16 protein-coding genes are annotated in these 19,406 nt (G+C 66.1%); 11 read left to right on the top strand and 5 right to left on the bottom strand.

Annotated features, from left to right (window positions below):
• The first annotated feature begins 9 nt into the window (after positions 1-9).
• The 3 genes from JQ592_RS20830 to mdlC all read left to right on the top strand — a co-directional run bounded on the left by JQ592_RS20830 (position 10) and on the right by mdlC (position 3,737).
• Positions 10-1,110 carry a CaiB/BaiF CoA transferase family protein gene (locus tag JQ592_RS20830; RefSeq protein WP_211404659.1) on the top strand — a complete coding sequence of 367 codons (1,101 nt, stop codon included), beginning with the start codon at positions 10-12 and terminating at the stop codon, positions 1,108-1,110.
• Positions 1,111-1,122: 12 nt separating this feature from the next.
• Entirely contained in the window at positions 1,123-1,974 is an 852-nt protein-coding gene (locus JQ592_RS20825) for an FAS1-like dehydratase domain-containing protein (protein WP_211404658.1), read from the top strand.
• 140 nt (positions 1,975-2,114) lie between these two features.
• Positions 2,115-3,737, top strand: coding sequence for a benzoylformate decarboxylase (gene mdlC, locus JQ592_RS20820; RefSeq protein WP_211404657.1), 1,623 nt, complete (start codon positions 2,115-2,117; stop codon positions 3,735-3,737).
• Positions 3,738-3,906: 169 nt separating this feature from the next.
• Here mdlC and JQ592_RS20815 read toward each other — a convergent pair whose 3' ends face one another.
• Positions 3,907-4,683, bottom strand: coding sequence for an SDR family NAD(P)-dependent oxidoreductase (locus JQ592_RS20815; RefSeq protein WP_211404656.1), 777 nt, complete (start codon positions 4,681-4,683; stop codon positions 3,907-3,909).
• 77 nt (positions 4,684-4,760) lie between these two features.
• Between JQ592_RS20815 and JQ592_RS20810 the strand changes: the two genes are divergently transcribed.
• Positions 4,761-5,222 (top strand): MarR family winged helix-turn-helix transcriptional regulator, encoded by a 462-nt coding sequence (locus JQ592_RS20810; protein WP_211404655.1) that lies wholly within the window; start codon positions 4,761-4,763, stop codon positions 5,220-5,222.
• A 231-nt stretch (positions 5,223-5,453) separates the two neighbouring features.
• Here JQ592_RS20810 and JQ592_RS20805 read toward each other — a convergent pair whose 3' ends face one another.
• Both JQ592_RS20805 and trhA read right to left on the bottom strand, forming a co-directional pair.
• The gene (locus JQ592_RS20805) at positions 5,454-6,248 is read right to left on the bottom strand and encodes an SDR family oxidoreductase (RefSeq protein WP_211404654.1); all 795 of its coding nucleotides are present in this window, start codon (positions 6,246-6,248) and stop codon (positions 5,454-5,456) included.
• A gap of 75 nt (positions 6,249-6,323) precedes the next feature.
• On the bottom strand, positions 6,324-7,019 hold the full coding sequence (trhA, locus tag JQ592_RS20800) for a PAQR family membrane homeostasis protein TrhA (RefSeq protein ID WP_211404653.1): 696 nt from the start codon (positions 7,017-7,019) through the stop codon (positions 6,324-6,326).
• 184 nt (positions 7,020-7,203) lie between these two features.
• On the opposite strand from trhA, the gene JQ592_RS20795 reads away from it, so the two are divergent.
• Together JQ592_RS20795 and JQ592_RS20790 are read left to right on the top strand one after the other, a co-directional pair.
• The gene (locus tag JQ592_RS20795; RefSeq protein ID WP_211404652.1) at positions 7,204-8,673 is read left to right on the top strand and encodes a YcjX family protein; all 1,470 of its coding nucleotides are present in this window, start codon (positions 7,204-7,206) and stop codon (positions 8,671-8,673) included.
• Positions 8,670-9,698: a YcjF family protein gene (locus JQ592_RS20790; protein WP_211404651.1), complete on the top strand. Its 1,029-nt coding sequence runs from the start codon at positions 8,670-8,672 to the stop codon at positions 9,696-9,698. Before JQ592_RS20795 ends, JQ592_RS20790 begins: the two co-directional genes overlap by 4 nt.
• Positions 9,699-9,883: 185 nt before the next feature.
• Here the strand turns inward: JQ592_RS20790 and JQ592_RS20785 are convergent, their stop codons facing one another.
• Complete coding sequence (locus tag JQ592_RS20785; protein ID WP_211404671.1) at positions 9,884-11,389, bottom strand: glycosyltransferase family 39 protein; 1,506 nt, start codon at positions 11,387-11,389, stop codon at positions 9,884-9,886.
• A 424-nt stretch (positions 11,390-11,813) separates the two neighbouring features.
• On the opposite strand from JQ592_RS20785, the gene JQ592_RS20780 reads away from it, so the two are divergent.
• From JQ592_RS20780 to JQ592_RS20765, 4 genes are all read left to right on the top strand, one after another.
• Complete coding sequence (locus JQ592_RS20780) at positions 11,814-13,547, top strand: adenylate/guanylate cyclase domain-containing protein (protein WP_211404650.1); 1,734 nt, start codon at positions 11,814-11,816, stop codon at positions 13,545-13,547.
• 136 nt (positions 13,548-13,683) lie between these two features.
• Positions 13,684-14,883, top strand: a complete 1,200-nt coding sequence (locus tag JQ592_RS20775) for a molybdopterin-dependent oxidoreductase (protein WP_211404649.1) — start codon at positions 13,684-13,686, stop codon at positions 14,881-14,883.
• 14 nt (positions 14,884-14,897) lie between these two features.
• Positions 14,898-15,206, top strand: coding sequence for a cytochrome c (locus JQ592_RS20770; protein ID WP_211404648.1), 309 nt, complete (start codon positions 14,898-14,900; stop codon positions 15,204-15,206).
• A 208-nt stretch (positions 15,207-15,414) separates the two neighbouring features.
• The gene (locus JQ592_RS20765) at positions 15,415-15,615 is read left to right on the top strand and encodes a cold-shock protein (RefSeq protein WP_008563500.1); all 201 of its coding nucleotides are present in this window, start codon (positions 15,415-15,417) and stop codon (positions 15,613-15,615) included.
• Between the two features lie 172 nt (positions 15,616-15,787).
• On the opposite strand, the gene JQ592_RS20760 is transcribed toward JQ592_RS20765, so the two are convergent.
• Positions 15,788-16,249: an Lrp/AsnC ligand binding domain-containing protein gene (locus JQ592_RS20760; protein ID WP_018643717.1), complete on the bottom strand. Its 462-nt coding sequence runs from the start codon at positions 16,247-16,249 to the stop codon at positions 15,788-15,790.
• A 114-nt stretch (positions 16,250-16,363) separates the two neighbouring features.
• Between JQ592_RS20760 and putA the strand changes: the two genes are divergently transcribed.
• Complete coding sequence (putA, locus tag JQ592_RS20755; RefSeq protein ID WP_211404647.1) at positions 16,364-19,363, top strand: bifunctional proline dehydrogenase/L-glutamate gamma-semialdehyde dehydrogenase PutA; 3,000 nt, start codon at positions 16,364-16,366, stop codon at positions 19,361-19,363.
• The last annotated feature ends 43 nt before the right edge of the window (positions 19,364-19,406 follow it).

Here is a 19,406-nt window from a genome sequence, read left to right as displayed (position 1 = left end):
GGTTAGGCCATGGGAGCACTTGACGGGATCAGGGTGATTGCGGTCGAGCAGGCGGTCGCGGCGCCGTTCTGCTCCTCGCGCCTGGCGGATGCCGGTGCCGAGGTGATCAAGATCGAGCGGCCCGAAGGCGATTTCGCCCGCGGCTATGACGCGGCGGCCAAGGGCCAAAGCAGCTACTTTGTGTGGCTCAACCGCGGCAAGCAATCCGCCGTGGTCGATCTCGCAACGAAAGAAGGCTGCGCCGAGCTCGAGAAGCTGATCGCCAGCGCCGACGTGCTGATCCAGAACCTCAAGCCGGGCTCGATGGACAAGCTCGGTTTTTCGCGTGAGCGCTTGCTTAAAGACTATCCGAAGCTGATCTCGTGCACGATCACCGGCTATGGCGACGAAGGCCCCTATGCGCATCGCAAGGCCTATGACCTGCTGATCCAGGCCGAGAGCGGGCTTGCCTCGATCACCGGCAATCCAGACGGCGCCTCGCGCGTCGGCATGTCGATCGTCGATGTTGCGACCGGCGCCACGGCGCATGCGGCCATTCTGGAAGCGCTGATTGGGCGCGGGCGCACCGGCAAGGGCTGCGACATCCGCATCTCCATGTTCGACGTGATGGCGGACTGGTGCACAGTGCCGCTGCTCAACGCGGAGGCCGGCAACCCGCCGAAGCGCATGGGCCTGCGCCATCCCTCGATCGCGCCCTATGGCGTGTTCACGTCCAAGGACGGCAAGGACATCCTGATCTCGATCCAGAGCGAGCGGGAGTGGAAGACGCTCTGCGCGAAGGTGCTGGATCAGCCGGATCTGCCCAGCGATCCCCGCGTCGCCAACATGGTCGAGCGCGTGCGCAACCGCGACTTCACCGACAAGACGGTGGCGGACATCTTCGGCAAGATGACGCGCGACGAGCTGCTCAAGCGGCTGTCGGATGCCGACATCGCCTTTGCCGAGGTCAACACCATGGCCGACCTCACCAGCCATCCGCATCTGCGCCGCATCGAGGTCGACACGCCGAACGGCCGCGTCAGCTATCCCGCGCCGGCGCCGATCGTCGTCGGCGAGACGCGCGCCTACGGCGCTGTGCCCGCGATCGGCGAGAAACCAGCCAAGAAATAAGAGCGAGGCGTCATGACCGAGAAGCTCGACATCGATCATCTGCGGCAATGGATCGGCCGCAGCACCGAGGCCACCGACATCGTCACCGCGCAGCTCGTCATGGGCCTGCGCGCGACGCTGTTCCAGGAGGTCGGCGAGCCCCGAAAGGGCGATGCCGCACCGTTCACGGTGCACTGGTGCCTGGCGCAGCCGGTGTTTCCGATGTCGATGCTGGGGCCCGACGGGCATCCGACCCGCGGCGGCTTCCTGCCGCCGGTGCCGCTGCCGCGCCGGATGTGGGCCGGCGGCGAGATCGAGTTTTTGCAGCCGCTCTGCGTCGGTGATGAGTCGACGCGGACGTCGCGCATCGCCGACGTGCAGGTGAAGACGGGATCGACCGGCACGCTGTGCTTCGTCTCGGTCGAGCACAGCATCTCTTGCCCGCGCGGCGTCGCCATCCGCGAGCGGCAGGACATCGTCTATCGCGAGATGACGAGCAGTGCATCCGCTGGCGGCAAGGCGCCGCCTCCGCCGCCGAAGGCACAGCATCGCGAGACACACGTATCCGATCCCGTGCTGCTGTTCCGTTATTCCGCGCTGACCTTCAACGGCCACCGCATCCATTACGACCGCGACTACGTCACCAAGGTCGAGGGCTATCCGGGCCTGATCTTCCATGGCCCGCTACAGGCCGCGCTGATCATCGAATTGGCGGCGCGCTTGCGCGGCGGCAAGGCGCCGAAGAAGTTTTCGTATCGCGGGCTTCAGCCGCTGTTCGAGGGCACCGAGTTCTCCGTCAACGCCAATGACAGCGGCGAGAGCATGGAGCTGTGGACCGCGAATGCGGAGGGACAGCCGACGATGAAGGGAACGGCGGTGTGGTGATAGATACACCGTCATTCCGGGGCGGTCCGCAGGACCGAACTATGGTGCGCAGTTGCGCACCAGAGAATCTCGAGATTCCGGGTTCGCTTCGCGCGCCCCGGAATGACGAACCAAACAATAAGCACTCAGGGACGGAAACTATGGCGAAGAACGGCAAGACCGGCAGCAAGTCCGTCACCGTCAAGCAGGCGACGCTCGACCTACTGCGCGCCTTCGGCATCGACAGGGTGTTCGGCAATCCCGGCTCGACCGAGCTGCCGTTCCTGAGCGACTGGCCCGACGACATCGACTACGTGCTGGCGCTGCAGGAAGCCAGCGCGGTCGGCATGGCCGACGGCTATGCGCAGGCGACGCGCAATGCCGGCTTCGTCAATCTGCATTCGGCCGCCGGCGTCGGCAACGCGCTCGGCAACATCTATACCGCACACCGTAACCAGACGCCGCTGGTGATCACCGCGGGCCAGCAGGCGCGCTCGATCCTCCCCTTGCAGGCGTTCCTCTATGCCGAGCGAGCCTCCGAGTTTCCGCGGCCTTACGTCAAATACAGCGTCGAGCCGGCGCGGGCCGAGGACGTGCCGGCCGCGATCGCGCGCGCCTATTACACGGCGATGCAGCCGCCGTGCGGACCGACCTTCGTGTCGATCCCGATCGACGACTGGGCGCATGCCTGCGCGCCGGTCGAGGCGCGCAGGGTCAGCCGCGAAATCGGGCCCGAGCCGGAGGCGATGAAGGCACTGGCCACAGCGCTCGGGTCTGCAAAGCACCCTGCCCTCATCGTCGGCCCCGGAATCGACCGCGCCGGCGCGGTCGACCTGATGGTGCGCGTCGCCGAGAAGTCCAAGGCCAGCGTCTGGGTCAGCCCGTTCTCGGCGCGCTGCTCGTTCCCCGAACGGCATCCGCAATTCGCAGGATTCCTGCACGCCTCGCCGGCGCAGCTGTCCGATGCTTTGCGCGAGCACGATCTCGTCGTCGTCATCGGCGCGCCCGTGTTCACCTTCCACGTCGAGGGCCATGCCGCAATCTTCGACGGCGGCGCGACGATCTTCCAGATCACCGATGATGCAGATGCCGCCGCCGTCACACCGGTCGGCACCAGCATCATCGCGACGATGAAGCCGGCGCTGAGCCTGCTGCTCGACATGCTTCCTGACAGCAAGCGCGCCACGCCAAAAGGCCGCACGCTGCCGCCGGCACCGCAGGCCGCCGATCCGCTGCCGGTCGAATTCCTGCTGCATTCGCTGTCGCAGGCGATGCCCGATGGCGCCTCGCTGGTCGAGGAAGTTCCCTCGCATCGGCCGGCGATGCAAAAATTCCTGCCGATGCGCGGCCAGGACAGTTTTTACACCATGGCGAGCGGCGGTCTCGGCTACTCCCTGCCTGCAGCGGTCGGCATGGCGCTCGGCAAGCCGAAACAGCGCACGGTCTGCCTGATCGGCGACGGCTCGGCGATGTATTCGATCCAGGCGCTGTGGACGGCCGCGCAGCGCAAGCTGCCGCTGACCGTCGTCGTGATCAACAACTCCGGCTACGGCGCGATGCGCTCGTTCAGCCAGGTGATGCAGGTGAGGAACGTTCCCGGGCTGGAACTGCCGGGCATCGATTTCGTGAAGATCGCCGAAGGCATAGGATGTCATGCGGTCCGGGTGACGCAGGCGGCGGAGCTTGGCGAAGCGCTGAAGCGCGGGATGGCGTTCGAGGGCACGAGCCTGGTGGAGGTCGTCGTGGATTCCGCGGTGCCGGTGCTGTACGGGCAGAAGCATTAGGGACGCGCGCCCCACCCACATCGTCGTCCTGGCGAAAGCCAGGACCCATTACCACCGCAGGCCATTTGGCGAAGAATGGTAATGACGATCTCGCGCTACAACTGCTCCCTGGGGTAATGGGTCCTGGCTTTCGCCAGGACGACATCGAGATTTTGGCTCGCGCCCGAGCCTACGACGCCAGAAATCCCCCGTCCGCCGCCAGCACGTGGCCGACGACATAGGACGACGCATCCGACGACAGCCACACCACGGCTTCCGCCACCTCCTCCGGGCTGCCCATCCGGCGCAGCGGCAGGCCGGCACTCACCGTTGCGACATCGCCGACGCCGGCGCGCAGCATCATGTCGGTGACGACGCGGCCGGGCGCAATGGCGTTGATGCGGATGCCACGCGGAGCGTTCTCCATCGCGGCCGAGCGCGTCAGAGAGATCGCGGCGGCTTTCGAGGCCGAATAGAGCGAGAAGCCGGGATTGGGATTGCGCATGCCGCTGACGGAGGCGTTGACGACGATGCTGCCGCGCCCCTGCGCCTGCATCGCCGGCAATTGATGGCGCAGGCACAGGAACAACGCACGGACATTGGTGTCGAACACGCTGTCGTAGACGTCGGTGCCCTGCTCCTCCAGCGGCGCGCGGCGCTCCTGGAAACCGGCATTGTTGAAGGCGACGTCGAGCCGGCCGCAACGCTCAATCGCCGTGCCGACGAGGCGTGCGACGTCGTCCTCGCGCGTGATGTCGGTCTTGAGCGCGATCGCCTCCGTGCCGAGCTCGCGGCACGCTGCCGCTGTCGCCTCGATCTCAGCCTCCCGCCGGCCGGCAATGATGACCGCTTCGGCCCCTTCGGACGCCATCCGCAACGCCGTGGCGCGGCCGATGCCGCTGCCGCCGCCGGTGACCAGGCAGACCTTGCCCCTCATCCGCATCCCCGCAGGCAAAGTTCCGGTCATGGTCCGCTCCAAAACGCTTGCATGCGCCGCTTTGCGCATATAGTTGTATGATACAACTATACCCGGAGAGTCAAGAGATGGCCGAGCTTTCGCTGATCGACGACATCCGCGCGGCCTCGAGGCTGATGGTGCGCGAGCTCGGCTTCATGGACGCGACGGTGGCGGCGTCGGACTATCCGCCCTCGGCCGTGCACACCATCCTGGAGATCGGCATCCGCGGCCCCATGACATCAGGCGAGCTCGGCGATTTCCTGCGGCTGGAGAAATCCAGCGTCAGCCGTCTGGTGCGCAAGCTGATCGATTGCGGCGAGCTCCGCGAGACGCCTGATGAAGCGGATGCACGCAGCAAGCTGCTGTCGCTGACGGCGAAGGGCCGGCGCACGCTGGAGGCGCTGCACGCGTTCGGCCGTCAGCAGGTGAGCGGCGCGCTGGCGGCGCTGACGGAAGCCGAGCAGCGCAAGGTGCGCGAGGGGATGATGCTCTATGCGCGGGCGCTGCGGCAGAGTCGGGAGGGGGCGGAGGTGGGGTCGGCGGCGTAGCCACCAGCGTCGTCCTGGCGAAAGCCAGGACCCATTACCCCAGGGAGAAATTTGGCGAAGACTTGTCGTTCGGTACTGCTACCGGGGCAAGATCGATGGACCTCGCGGTATGGGTCCTGGCCTTCGCCAGGACGACGACGAGTGTTTGGCGCGAACGGTGGCTCTAATATTTGGCCTTAATCCCGAGATCTCGGGTTCGATGCTTTGCATCGCCCCAGGATGACCTAACGGTCACTTCCCGAACTCCTCCCGCATCTTGGCCTGGATCTTGGCCATGCCGCCGATCCAGCGGTCGTAATTCTCGGTCTTCTTGCGCATGTAGCCGAGCACCTGCGGGTGCGGCAGGATCAGGAATGTTTCCTGCTCGAGGCCGGCGAGCACGTCTTGGGCAACCTGCTCCGGCGTGAGATCGCCGTCGCCGGATTGCGGGCCCTTGGGGATCGCGCGCAGCATGTTGGTGTCGACGCCCTGCGGGCAGAGGATCGAGACCTTGATGTTGTGGGCCTTGTGCGAGATCGCGAGGTTTTCGGCAAAGCCGACCGCGGCATGCTTGGTCGTCGAATAGGCGGGGCTGCCGACTTGCGACAAGAGGCCCGCGGCCGAGATGGTGTTGAGGAAATAGCCGCCGCCGCGCGCCTTCATGCGGGGGATGAGATGCCGCGCCGCATAGACATGGGCCATGACGTGGATCGCCCAGCTGCGCTGCCACGGCTCGTCGGACGCGCCGCCGGCATTGACCGACATCGGATCGAAGCCGCCGCCGATGCCGGCATTGGAGCAAAATAATTCGATCGGGCCGAACTGCCGCTCGGTCTCCTCGATGACGTGGGCGATGTCCTTTTCCTGCGCGACATCGCATTTGAACGCCGCGCCATCGACCATGGCGGCGACAGCCCGCGCGTTGGCGGCGTCCATGTCCGCGACGACGACCTTGGCGGCACCCGCGTTGTGAAAGGCCTCGCACAGCGCCTTGCCGATGCCGTTTGCGCCGCCCGTGACGACCACGACCTTGCCGGTCACCTGCATGCGACGTCTCCTCTTGGCTTGTATTGTCTTGTACCGCTTTATACCGCGCCGCTCATTCCGCGTCGCGGGTCCTGCTCAGCTCAACACGAGGTCGAGCACCGCGGTATAATGGCACGCCGCGCCGGCCAAGACAAAGCCGTGCCAGATCGCATTCTGGAAGCGCAGCCGCCGCCAGGCGTGGAAGATCACGCCAAAGCTGTAGAGCAGGCCGCCCGCAAGGATGAAGCCCAGCACCAGCGCGGGCAGCGCCCTGACCACGGGGCCATAGAGCATCACGCCGCTCCAGCCCATCGCAAGATAGATGCCGACCGAGACGCGGTCGAACCGACCGGGGTAGAAGAGCTTCAGCACGATGCCGAGAATGGCGACGCACCAGACGCCGGCAAGCAGCACCAGCGCGAACACGCTGTCCTTCAGCTCCAGGATGAACGGCGTGTAGGTCGCGGCGATCAAGAGATAGATCGCCGAATGATCGAACCGCCGCAGCAGCCATTTCGCCGGCGACACCGGCCAGAGATTATAGGTCGCCGACAGCACCAGCATCGAGAGCAGACCGGCGACATAGATCGAGACACCGACGATGTTGGTCGCATCGGCATAGAGCGCCGTCAGCACCACCAGCACGGTCGCGGCGATGATGCCGGCGAGGACGCCGATCGCGTGGATGACACCGTCGGCGATCAGCTCCGCGCGGTCGTAATCCCAGCCGATCACGTCGGCCGCAGCGTGGACGGAGGAGGATGCAAACTGTTTCAGCTGGAAGACGGTCATGGCAATCCGCAAAGACTAGAGGCAATGCCCTCTTGTATGGGTGTTTCGGGACCGGCGCGTCGTTCAAAAGGCTGAATTGCCGACAAAGGCGGTGGAAGTATGAAAGCTTGATTTTCTTCAGGCAGTTGCCACCTTTGTGACTAATCCGTTTTGCGTATCCCTCGCCGAGCCCCCTCACGTTCATATGGCATTCAGTTTCCAGGATATGGTCGAGGAGGCGCGGCTGTCAGCCCGGGCGCTGATCGACTATGGCGAGCATTTCTTCAACCCCACGGTGCGGCTTGGTGTCACCGGACTGTCGCGCGCCGGTAAGACCGTATTCATCACCGCGCTGATCCATGGGCTGACGCGTGGCGGCCGGTTTCCGGTGTTCGAGGCCTATGCCTCGGGCCGGATCGCGCGAGCGCATCTGACGCCGCAGCCTGACGATGCCGTGCCGCGCTTTGCCTATGAGAACCATCTGCGCGCACTGGTCGAGGAGCGGCGCTGGCCGAACTCCACCGTCGACATCAGCGAGCTCAGGCTCGTCATCGACTACCAGCGCCCGAACGGCGCCGACCGCACATTGACGCTCGACATCGTCGACTATCCGGGCGAATGGCTGCTCGACCTGCCGCTGCTGCAGAAGAGCTATGAGCAATGGTGCGCGGAAAGTCTGGCGCTGTCGCGCGAGGCGCCGCGTGCGCATCTTGCGAGCGAATGGCACGCGCATCTCGCAACACTCAAACCCGAGGCGCGCGAGGACGAGCAGGCGACGCTCACGGCCGCCAAGCTCTTTAAGAATTACCTGCGCGCCTGCCGCGACGAGCGCTTTGCGATGAGCCTGCTGCCGCCAGGGCGCTTCCTGATGCCGGGCAGTCTCGCGGATACGCCGGCGCTGACCTTTGCGCCGCTCGACGTGCCCGTGGTCGGACAGGCGCCGGAGGGATCGCTGTGGGCGATGATGGTGCGCCGCTTCGAGGCCTACAAGGACGTCGTGGTGCGGCCGTTCTTCAGGGATCATTTCGCGCGGCTGGATCGCCAGATCGTGCTGGCCGACGCGCTCACCGCGTTCAACTCGGGCCCCGAGGCGCTGCACGATCTCGAAGCCGCGCTCGCCGGCATTCTGGATTGCTTCAACATCGGCCGCAGCACTTTGCTCTCCAGCCTGTTCCGGCCGCGCATCGACCGCATCCTGTTCGCGGCGACCAAGGCGGACCATTTGCATCACTCCAGCCACGACCGGCTAGAGGCCGTGCTGCGCCGCGCCGTCTCGCGTGCCGTTGCGCGTGCGGAAGATACCGGCGCGGCGATCGACGTCGTCGCGCTCGCCGCCGTCCGCGCCACGCGCGAGGCACAGGTCGCGCATGGCCGCGACAAATTGCCGTCGATCCTGGGAACGCCCACCGCGGGCGAAAGCGCCGGCGGCGAGTTCTTCGACGGCAACACCGAGGTCGCGACCTTTCCGGGCGACCTGCCGCTGGATCCCGAGCCGCTCTTCAACGGCAGGGACGCGTTCCAAGGCCTCTCGACGCAAGCCGCCGAGACAAGCGATTTCCGCTTCCTGCGCTTCCGCCCGCCAAAGCTCGAACGCGAGGGCAACGACGAGCCGGTGCTGCCACATATCCGCCTCGACCGTGCCTTGCAGTTCCTGATCGGAGACAAGCTGTCATGAACGACCGATCGAAGCCACGGCGGCCGGCGACGTTCCGGCTCGACGATCCCGGCGTCGTCGTCACCGAAGCCGATGAGACCAGCCGGCTCGGCCGCACCACCATCCAGATCACGCCGGAGCCCGATCCAATGGCGCTGCCGGTGCCGGTTCAAGCCGCGCTGCCGGCGCGGCGCGGTTTTCCCTGGGGCACGCTGTTCTGGTCCGGCCTCGCGGGATTGACGCTGCTCGGCACAGGGCTCGGAGTCGTGCATCTGATCGAGGACCTGTTTGCGCGCAGCGAAACGCTCGGCTTCGTCGGGCTCGGGTTGGCGCTCGTCACGGCGCTGGCGCTCGCGGTGGTGATCGGGCGTGAGGCGTTTGGCCTCGCACGTCTGGCGACGATCGAGAAGCTGCATCAGCGCGCCACCGCCGTGCTTGCCAGCGACGACCGCAAGGAGAGCCGGGTCATCGTGCAGGACCTCCTGAAGATCGCGCACCAGAACCCGCAGCTTGCGCGTGCGCGCGCCACGCTGGAGAGCCATGCCGGCGAGATCATCGACGGCGCCGACATGATCCGCCTCGCCGAGCGCGAGTTGATGTCGCCGCTGGATGTCGAGGCTCGGCGGCTGGTGTCGTCAGCGGCGCAAAAGGTCTCGATCGTCACCGCGGTCTCGCCCCGCGCCGCGATCGACGTGCTGTTCGTGTTCGTGGCCGCGCTGCGCCTGATCCGCCAGCTCGCCCATCTCTATGGCGGGCGTCCCGGCGCACTCGGTATGATCCGCCTGCTCCGCCACGTCATCGCCCATCTCGCCATCACCGGCGGCATGGCCGCGAGCGACAGCCTGGTGCAGCAGATGCTCGGCCACGGCATCGCAGCAAAACTGTCGCAGCGATTGGGCGAAGGCGTGCTCAACGGGCTGCTGACGGCGCGGCTGGGCCTCGCCGCGATCGACGTGACGCGGCCGTTGCCGTTTGCAGCATTGCCTCCGCCGAAGCTGTCGGACCTCGCGACGGATCTGCTGCGGAAGAAGGATGACGAGGAGTAGTCCTTCGCGCCACGTATTCGCTGCACCCTCTCCCCTTGCGGGAGAGGGTGGCTCGCCGCAATAGCGGCGAGACGGGTGAGGGGTATTTCTCCGCACACGCGGTTTTTCCCGCGTGGATAGATACCCCTCATCCGGCGCTTCGCGCCACCTTCTCCCGCAAGGGGAGAAGGAAGAAGCGAGCCTCGCTAGGTTAGGACACGCCGCTCGAATTCCCCCGCCAGCACGCGCCACTGGAACAGCGGCGAGTCCTTCGGCGGCGACAGCTCCGGGGTCCAGCCCGAGAGCTTTTCGATCACATAGGTGTCCGTCAGGACCCCGCGCCAGCGGCGTTCGACCTGGCCGAGCTGCTCGCGCTTCGCCGGGATATTCTCCCACAGCGACGAACGGTTGTCCGGCTCGCGGCCGACATAGATGCCGGCGTGTCCCTTGATCTTATCCATGCCGGGATCGCGAAAATCCTGGAAGCGGCCGCGCTCGTTGATCTCGATGACGGGCACGCGGCTCCGGAACAGCCACCGCATCATGGCGTAGGTGCGGTAGTCCGTGGTCGCGATCCAGGTCGCGCCTGTTTCGTCGAGGGCAGCCTGCGCGCGCGCCGCGACCTGCTCGTAGCCGGCCTCGGCGCCGATCGGATCGATCTTGCCGAGCAGATTCCAGGGCGCAGCGACGTAATAGAGGAACACGATGACGACGAAGGCGATGCCCGAGACGATCGCCGTCTTCGCCCAGAACAGGCTCGACCGGATCATCCGCGCCGACCATTTCTCACGCGACAGCATGACGAGGTTCACGGCCGCAGCCGCAAAACCCACCGGCCACATGAACATCGGCCAGGTGTCGCCGACCCGCAGCGTCAGCGATTTCACCAGGAAATAGAGAAACGGCACCAGCACTGCGGTCGACAGCAGGATCGCAACCGGCTCGCGCGTGCGATAGCCGCGCCACGCGGTCATCACCAGGGCCGACAGCACCACCGGCAACATGACGAAGCCAACGAGGCCGAATTGCAAGCCGATGTAGTCGCCGACCGTCCGCAGCGAGATGCCGTAATTGGTGGTGGCGCGCACGCCCTGGAAGCGGATCGAAGCCCAGTCATGCTGCACGTTCCAGATCAGCACCGGCGAGAACACCGCGAGCGCGATCAGTACGGCGAGATATGGGTAAGGGCTGCGCAACCAGCGCCAGCGCCAGTCCGGCACCAGCAGAAAAGCGGCCACCGCCGGCGCGAACAAGATCACGGTGAATTTCGACAGCATCGCCAGCCCGGCGAACAGGCCGGCCACCAGCCACCAGCGGCCGTCGCCACTCTGCGCGAGCCGCACCAGGGACCATATCATCGCCACCGCTAACGGGATCATGGCGACATCGGGTGCGACCTTGGCCATCAGCAGGCCGTAGTAGAGCGCAGCCTCCATCATGAGCATGACGACCACGACCGCACGTGCGTCATGCGTGAGGCGGCGGACGATGTCGGCGAGCAGCAGCTGCGTCACCAGCATCGCGACGATGCCGCCGAAGCGCACCCCGAGCGGAGTGTCGCCGAAGATCGCGGTTCCGAAACGGATCAGCCAGGCGATGCCGGGGGGATGATCGAGGAAGCTGAGCGCCGCCTCCTTCGACCAGCTCCAGTAATAGGCCTCATCCGTGCGCAGCTCGATCGCGGAGGCATAGACGATGCGGAGCACGGTCATCGCCGCGATGATCAGCACGGCAACAAGGATGAGCCGGCGTTCGGCGCCGTCTGGCTTCGCAGAGATGTCGGGAGCGATCGTCACGGCCGCGCTTTTCCCCGACTTGGGAGGGGGAGTCAATGCAGGGCCCGTCGTCCCGGGCAAGCGAAGCGCGACCCGGGACCCATAACCACAGGGAGGGGTTTGGCGAGGACTCGGAGTTGCCATCCCGCGCCACAACTACTCCCTGTGGTTATGGGTCCCGGATCTGCGCGCGCTTGGGGCGCGCTTGTCCGGGACGACAGCGGTGGGTGACCGCAAGAGCGCGCCTTTGCTTACCCTACGATTTCGTAACCTTGCCGCGCATGTGATCGGCCAACCTGTCCGCGGGCGGAATTAAACGCTAGGCTGGCTGTTCTCCTTGATGAACTGATACAACCGAATCATGGCCACCGCTCCCATCCACATGCCCGAACTCGTCCGCGCGACCAGCGTGCGGCAGGTGCGGCTGATCTGCGGAATCATCCTGTTCTCTTACGTGGTCAGCCATTTCCTCAACCATGCACTCGGCAACATCTCGGTCGATGCCATGGAGGCCGGGGTCCACTACCACATGCTGTTCTGGCAGTTCCTGCCTGTCGCGATCGTGTTCTACACGGCCGCGCTGACCCATATGGGGCTCGGCATCTACGCGCTGTATCAGCGCCGGCAGTTCCGCTGGAAGACGATCGAGCCGCTGCAGCTCGTGCTGGGACTGAGCATCCCCGCCCTCGTCATGGCGCATGTGATCGGCGTTCGGCTGGGCCAGACGCTGTACGGACACCAGAAGCTCTACCCGCAGGAGCTCCACCTGTTCTTCATCGGCGCGCCCGGCCGGCTCTGGCAGATGACGATCCTGCTCCTGATCGCCTGGGTGCACGGCTGCATCGGCATCTATTTCTGGCTTCGGCTGAAGCCGTTCTTCACGCGTGCGGCGCCGTATCTGCTCGCGGCCGCCGTGCTGATCCCGACGCTGTCGCTGCTCGGAATCTACCAGGGCGGCCGCAGCGTCCAGCTCGACGCCGACGACGGCGAATGGCGCACGCACAACCTCACACGTCGCCAGCTCGGTTCGGTCGCCGAAGCCAATACGCTCGACCGTATCACCGGCGGGCTCACCGCCGGATATTTCGGGTTGCTGGGACTGGCGCTGGCGGCGCGAGGCGTGCGGGCCTGGCGCGAACGGCGCGGCGGCATGATCGCGCTGTCCTACGGCAACGGCAAGACGGTGCGCGTGCCAAAGGGCCTCTCCGTGCTGGAGGCGAGCCTGCGCCACAACGTGCCGCATGCCAGCGTCTGCGGCGGTCGCGCCCGCTGCTCGACCTGCCGCATCCGCATCATCGGCGACCATGGCGCCTTGCCCCAGCCGTCGCAGCGCGAGGCCTTCGTGCTGGCCCGCGTCGGCACCGCCGATCCGTCGATCCGGCTTGCGTGCCAGCTGCGTCCGGACTCCGACCTCTCCTTCTTCCAGCTCTTCACGCCCCACACGCATGCGGCGGACGGACACGCCACGACGCCGGCGCGCATCGGCCAGGAGCGCTATCTCGTCAGCCTGTTCGTCGACATGCGCGGCTCGACGCAGCTCGCCGAGAAGCGGCTGCCGTTCGACACCGTCTTCATCGTCAACCGCTTCCTCGGCGCGGTCTCGCAGGCCGTGATCGCGAACGGCGGCCAGCCCAACCAGTTCGTCGGCGACGGCATGCTGGCGCTGTTCGGGCTCACGGCCGATCCTCAAGAGGCCTGCCGGCAGGCGCTGAAGGCCGCTAGCAGCCTCGCCGCAAATATCGACGAGTTGAACCGGCTCCTCAGCCACGATCTCCGCCAGCCGATCCGCTTCGGCATCGGCATTCACGGTGGCGAGGTCATCATCGGCGACATCGGCTATCGCGATCACATCGTCTTCACGGCCCTGGGCGACGCCGTCAACGTCGCCGCCCGCCTCCAGGACATGACCAAGACGCTCGCCTGCGAGGCGATCGTCTCGGAGGAAGTGCGCCGCACCGCCGGACTTGCCGACGACGCGCTGCCGCAGCAGGAGGTCGCGATCCGCGGCCGCGACGAACCGATGGCGGTGCGCGTGGTTGCCGACGCGAGGGAGCTGGCGGCGCTGGTCGATCGCGGCGCGCGCGTAGCGGCGTAACACCGGCTTGCTGCAACGCAGCGGCATGGACTTGCTCCGAAAGCACGAATTGACTTCGTCTCAATCGTTGCGACAGATGAGCGCGTGATCGCGGTGATGACCGCGATCCAACGAAAAAGCTCCGGGAGGAGACCCCATGTTCGATCGACGCGACCTGCTCAAAGGAGCGGGGCTTGCCGCCATGGCGGCCACATTGAATTCCACCAAGGCGCTGGCCCTCGACACCGTCACCCTGCCCTTCGCCAATGGCGAACGGCCGCTGGTGAAATATCCGCAGAAGCGGGCGATGATCGGGCTCACCAGCCGGCCGCCGCAGCTCGAGACGCCGTTCGCGGTGTTCAACGACGGCCCGCTCACGCCGAACAACGCCTTCTTCGTGCGCTATCACCTCTCCGACCTGCCCTACAATCTCGATCCCGACAAGTTCACGCTGGAGGTCAAGGGCAAGGTCGACAAACCGCTGAGACTTTCGCTGAGAGACATCAGGAAGATGAAGGCGACCGAGATCGTCGCCGTCAACCAGTGCTCCGGCAACAGCCGCGGCTTCTTCGAGCCGCGCGTCGCCGGCGGCCAGCTCGCCAACGGCGCGATGGGCTGCGCACGCTGGCGCGGCGTGCCGCTGAAGACCGTGCTGGAGATGGCGGGCGTGCAGAGCGGCGCGAGGCAGGTCACGTTCAACGGAATGGACGGACCGGTCAGCGACAAGACGCCCGACTTCATCAAGGCGCTCGATCTCGATCACGCCACCGACGGCGAGGTGATGCTGGCCTATGGCATGAACGGCGAGGACCTGCCGTTCCTCAACGGTTTTCCGCTGCGCCTGGTCGTGCCCGGCTATTACGGCACCTACTGGGTCAAGCACCTCAACGAGATCACCGTCATCGACAGCGTCTATGACGGCTTCTGGATGAAGTCGGCCTATCGCATTCCCGATACGCCGAACAACGCCATCGAGCCGGGCACCACGCCGAAGGCGACGATCCCGATCAACCGCTTCACCATCCGCTCCTTCATCACCAGCATCCATGATGGCGCCAAGCTGAAGGCGGGAGCTGTGACCCTGCGCGGCATCGCCTTCGACGGCGGCAAGGGCATCAAGGAGGTCCAGGTCTCCACCGACGGCGGCAAGACCTGGACGAGCGCGAAGCTCGGCAAGGATCTCGGCAAATACGCGTTCCGCGAATGGAAGCTGCCGGTGAAGCTCGCGGCCGGCACCGTCGAGCTCAAGGTCCGCGCCACCGGCAATGGCGGCGAGACCCAACCGGATACGCCGCGCTGGAACCCGGCGGGTTATTTGCGCAACGTCGTCGAAACCGTCCGCGTCAGCGTGGCCTGAAGGGGAGAATGATCATGCAGCGCACCGTTCTCCTCGCCGTCTCGCTCGCCCTCGCCGCCGCCGTGGGCTCGGCGCTCGCAGCGCCGGTCAACTACAAGACCCCCGACGAGGTCGCCGCGTTCAAGCCCGGGCCCAATCTCGAGGTGGTGCAGGGCAATTGCACCGCCTGCCACTCGTCCGACTACATCAACACCCAGCCGCCGATGAAGGACAAGAAGGCCTTCTGGCAGGCCGAGGTGACCAAGATGATCCAGGTCTATGGCGCGCCGATCGACGACGCCGATGTCGGCAAGATCGTCGATTATCTGGCCGCGACCTATTGACTGCTAGCGCGCGGCGCACCGGCCGATTGACCGCGAAACGGGCAAAACCGGCAAAAACGCCGCGAAGTTGAGCGGAATTCGGCGAAAAGCTGATGTGGTTTGAGCTACCAAGCCCGCCACAATCCGCGTATCCTGTTAGGACCGAACCGGCCGGTTGGCGGGGACTGGCGGTTCGAGATCTTGGAGGAAGACCCGCGGAGAAGTCGTGATGGCTAAAGGTACGGTCAAGTGGTTCAACCCGACGAAGGGTTATGGATTTATCCAGCCTGCGTCGGGGGGCAAAGATGTGTTCGTGCATATCTCGGCAGTGCAGAAGGCCGGTCTGTCGACCCTGAACGAGGGCCAGACGGTTGAATACGAAGAGATCGCAAACCGGGGCAAGACGTCCGCAGAGAACCTCAAAGTATAAGCCCGCCAGCGTTTCGCTGCCTCCCGGACCTCCTCCGGGAGCGAGGCCAAAAAAATTTAGAAGACGGTCAGTGCATTCGACGACAGGCGTTGCGATTGCGCAAGGATAGCTATTTTTCCCGCGTAGACCGATCATTCAACGCCACGGCAACGACAATCGCGACGGCACTTCGCTAACCCACCGGCAACGGTGCGTCGCGCTTGATCTCCTCCATCACTGCATAGGTCCGCGTCTCGCGCACGCCCGGCATCGACAGCAGGGTCTCGCCGAGGAAGCGTCGATACGCCGTCATGTCCGCAAGCCGCGCCTTCACCAGATAGTCGAAGCCGCCGGCAACCATGTGACACTCCAGGACCTCAGGGGCGAGTTTCACCGCGCGCGCAAAGCGCTCGAAATTGTCCGGCGTGGTCTTGTCGAGCAGCACCTCGACGAACACCAGGAGTCCGAGGCCGAGCCGGTGCGGATTGAGCCGCGCGCCATAGCCTTCGACAAAGCCCTCGCGCTGCAGGCGCTTCAGCCGCTCGCCGATCGAGGTCGGCGACAGGCCGATGCGCTCGGCGAGCTCGACGTTGGCGATTCGCCCGTCTTCCTGCAAAATCGAGAGGATTTTCCGGTCGATTCGATCGAGTTCCATATCTTGTAAGGCAAATTTGCTTCTAGCCCTCATTTTATAAGGCAAACTAGCTAATTTGTCTATCGAACTGCGGTCATACGGGCTTTATCCTGAGTTTCAGCCACAGGACACGCCATGCCGAACATCCCGCCGCCCTTCACCGCTCCCTACGCCCCCGACGATACCGAGATCGCCGCCCGCCTCCTGCCGGCCGCGCACCTGGCCCCGCCGCAGGAGGCGCGGATCGACCGCACCGCGACGCGGCTGATCGAGGCGATCCGCAAGCGCGACGACCGGCTCGGCGGCGTCGAGGACATGCTGCGGGAGTTCGCGCTGTCGACCAAGGAGGGCCTCGCGCTGATGGTGCTGGCCGAGGCGCTGCTGCGCGTGCCTGATGCACGCACCGCCGACCAGTTCATCGAGGACAAGCTCGGCGAGGGCGACTTCATCCATCACGAAACCAAGTCCACGGCCTTCCTGGTCAACGCCTCGGCCTGGGCGCTCGGCCTGTCGGCGCGGGTGATCCAGCCCGGCGAGACGCCCGATGGCACCATCGGCCGGCTGGTGAAGCGACTCGGCGCGCCGGCGGTGCGCACCGCCACGCGCCAGGCGATGCGGCTGATGGGTAATCACTTCGTACTCGGCGAGACCATCGAGCAGGCACTGGAGCGCGGCCGGCCGCGCTCGGGCCAGAAGCCGCGCTACTCCTTCGACATGCTCGGGGAAGGCGCGCGCACGGCGGCGGACGCCAAGCGCTATTTCGACGCCTATGCCAGTGCGATCGAAACCATCGGCAAGGCGGCCGGCAACCATCCCCTGCCCGACCGGCCCGGCATCTCCGTAAAACTCTCGGCGCTGCATCCGCGCTTCGAGGCGACCAGCCGCGACCGCGTGATGGCCGAATTGGTGCCGCTATTGCTGGACCTCGCGCAGCGCGCCAAGGCGCATGATTTGAACTTCACGGTCGATGCCGAGGAGGCCGACCGGCTGGAGCTGTCGCTCGACGTGATCGCGGCAACGCTCGCCGATGCCTCGCTCAAGGGCTGGGACGGCTTCGGCCTCGCGATCCAGGCCTATCAGAAGCGCGCGAGCGCGGTGATCGACTATGTCGATGCGCTGGCCCGCGCGCATGACCGCAAGCTGATGGTGCGGCTGGTCAAGGGCGCCTATTGGGACACCGAGATCAAGCGCGCGCAGGAGCGCGGGCTCGACGGCTATCCCGTGTTTACCCGCAAGGCGATGACGGATCTGAACTACGTCGCCTGCGCGACGAAGCTGCTGGCCTTGCGGCCGCGCATCTTCCCGCAATTCGCCACCCACAACGCACTGACGGTCGCGACCGTGCTGGAGATGGCCGGGGGCAGCGGCGGCTTCGAATTCCAGCGCCTGCACGGGATGGGCGAAGCGCTCTACGAGCAGCTTGCCAAGGACCACCCCGACATCGCCTACCGCACCTATGCGCCGGTCGGCAGCCATCGCGATCTGCTCGCCTATCTGGTGCGGCGACTGCTGGAGAATGGCGCGAACTCGTCCTTCGTGGCGCAGGCCGCCGATTACCGCGTGCCGGTGCCGGCGCTGTTGCAGCGTCCGGCAGATGCCATCGTCCGGCCGCAAGCGGCCGCGCATCCCAAAATTCCGTTGCCGGGCGACCTGTTCGCGCCGGAGCGGCGCAACTCGCGCGGCGTCGAGTTCGGCGCGCGTGCCGCGCTCGATCAGTTGCTGAAGGAGGTCAAGGCTGGGGCGATTGATCTCGAGCCCGTCACTGACGCAACGCCGGAGCAGGCCAGCGCGGCAGTCGCAGCAAGCCGCGCCGGCTTTGCCGCCTGGAGCCGGACGCCCGCGGGCACGCGCGCGACCGCGCTGGAGCAGGCCGCGCACCTTCTGGAGAGTCGCGGCGCTCATTTCATCGCGCTGCTGCAGGCCGAAGGCGGCAAGACCCTCGACGACGCGCTGTCGGAGCTGCGCGAGGCCGCCGACTTCTGCCGCTATTATGCCGCGCAGGGCCGCAAGCTGTTCGGCGTTGATGCCGCCATGCCGGGCCCGACCGGCGAGAGCAACGCGCTTGGCCTGCGCGGCCGCGGCGTGTTCGTCGCGATCTCGCCGTGGAATTTTCCGCTGGCGATCTTCCTCGGTCAGGTCACGGCGGCGCTGATGGCCGGCAACAGCGTGGTGGCAAAACCCGCCGAGCAGACCCCGCGCATCGCGCGCGAGGCGATCGCCCTGCTGCACGAGGCCGGCATCCCCAGGAGCGCGCTGCATCTCGTCACCGGCGATGGCCGCATCGGCGCCGCACTGACTGCGCATCCCGATATCGCCGGCGTCGTCTTCACCGGCTCGACCGAGGTCGCACGTAGCATCAACCGGACGCTCGCCGCCAAGGACGGGCCGATCGTGCCGCTGATCGCGGAGACCGGCGGCATCAACGCCATGATCGCGGATGCCACCGCGCTGCCCGAGCAGGTCGCCGATGATGTCGTGACCTCCGCGTTCCGCTCCGCCGGCCAGCGCTGCTCGGCGCTGCGCCTGCTGTTCGTGCAGGAGGACGTCGCCGACCGCATGATCGAGATGATCGCGGGCGCGGCGCGCGAATTGAAGATCGGCGATCCCGCGGATGTCGCAACCCATGTCGGCCCGGTGATCGACGTCGAGGCCAAGCAGCGCCTCGATGCGCATATCGCGCGGATGAAGACCGAGGCGCGGGTGCACTTCGCAGGCTCCGCGCCGGAGGGCTGCTTCGTCGCCCCGCACATTTTCGAGCTCAGGGACGTCAGTCAGCTCACTGAGGAGGTGTTCGGCCCGATCCTGCATGTGGTGCGCTATCGCGCCGAGAACCTCGAACGCGTGCTTCAGGCGATCGAGCGCACCGGCTACGGCCTCACGCTCGGCGTCCATTCCCGCATCGACGACACCATCGAAGCCATCATCGAGCGCGTCCAAGTCGGCAATATCTATGTCAACCGCAACATGATCGGCGCCGTCGTCGGCGTGCAGCCGTTCGGCGGCAACGGCCTGTCCGGAACCGGCCCCAAGGCCGGCGGCCCGCACTACCTCGCGCGCTTTGCGACCGAGCAGACGGTGACCATCAACACCGCGGCAGCGGGCGGCAATGCGGCCTTGCTTGCGGGGGAGGAGTGAGGCCCTGCGCCTGGCGCCGTTGCATCCCGGTAAAACATCGGTC

Source organism: Bradyrhizobium iriomotense (assembly GCF_018129405.1).
Lineage (GTDB): Bacteria > Pseudomonadota > Alphaproteobacteria > Rhizobiales > Xanthobacteraceae > Bradyrhizobium > Bradyrhizobium iriomotense_B.
The sequence above is the reverse complement of the archived record's forward strand: the minus strand, read 5'-3'. Positions and strand labels throughout refer to the sequence as shown.

Excerpts from the sequence above, each read along its gene's own strand:
- JQ592_RS20830 (WP_211404659.1), top strand. The coding sequence starts at position 10 with ATGGGAGCACTTGACGGGATCAGGGTGATTGCGGTCGAGCAGGCGGTC.
- JQ592_RS20825 (WP_211404658.1), top strand. The coding sequence starts at position 1,123 with ATGACCGAGAAGCTCGACATCGATCATCTGCGGCAATGGATCGGCCGC.
- mdlC (WP_211404657.1), top strand. The coding sequence starts at position 2,115 with ATGGCGAAGAACGGCAAGACCGGCAGCAAGTCCGTCACCGTCAAGCAG.
- JQ592_RS20815 (WP_211404656.1), bottom strand. The coding sequence starts at position 4,683 with ATGACCGGAACTTTGCCTGCGGGGATGCGGATGAGGGGCAAGGTCTGC.
- JQ592_RS20810 (WP_211404655.1), top strand. The coding sequence starts at position 4,761 with ATGGCCGAGCTTTCGCTGATCGACGACATCCGCGCGGCCTCGAGGCTG.
- JQ592_RS20805 (WP_211404654.1), bottom strand. The coding sequence starts at position 6,248 with ATGCAGGTGACCGGCAAGGTCGTGGTCGTCACGGGCGGCGCAAACGGC.
- trhA (WP_211404653.1), bottom strand. The coding sequence starts at position 7,019 with ATGACCGTCTTCCAGCTGAAACAGTTTGCATCCTCCTCCGTCCACGCT.
- JQ592_RS20795 (WP_211404652.1), top strand. The coding sequence starts at position 7,204 with ATGGCATTCAGTTTCCAGGATATGGTCGAGGAGGCGCGGCTGTCAGCC.
- JQ592_RS20790 (WP_211404651.1), top strand. The coding sequence starts at position 8,670 with ATGAACGACCGATCGAAGCCACGGCGGCCGGCGACGTTCCGGCTCGAC.
- JQ592_RS20785 (WP_211404671.1), bottom strand. The coding sequence starts at position 11,389 with ATGACCGTGCTCCGCATCGTCTATGCCTCCGCGATCGAGCTGCGCACG.
- JQ592_RS20780 (WP_211404650.1), top strand. The coding sequence starts at position 11,814 with ATGGCCACCGCTCCCATCCACATGCCCGAACTCGTCCGCGCGACCAGC.
- JQ592_RS20775 (WP_211404649.1), top strand. The coding sequence starts at position 13,684 with ATGTTCGATCGACGCGACCTGCTCAAAGGAGCGGGGCTTGCCGCCATG.
- JQ592_RS20770 (WP_211404648.1), top strand. The coding sequence starts at position 14,898 with ATGCAGCGCACCGTTCTCCTCGCCGTCTCGCTCGCCCTCGCCGCCGCC.
- JQ592_RS20765 (WP_008563500.1), top strand. The coding sequence starts at position 15,415 with ATGGCTAAAGGTACGGTCAAGTGGTTCAACCCGACGAAGGGTTATGGA.
- JQ592_RS20760 (WP_018643717.1), bottom strand. The coding sequence starts at position 16,249 with ATGGAACTCGATCGAATCGACCGGAAAATCCTCTCGATTTTGCAGGAA.
- putA (WP_211404647.1), top strand. The coding sequence starts at position 16,364 with ATGCCGAACATCCCGCCGCCCTTCACCGCTCCCTACGCCCCCGACGAT.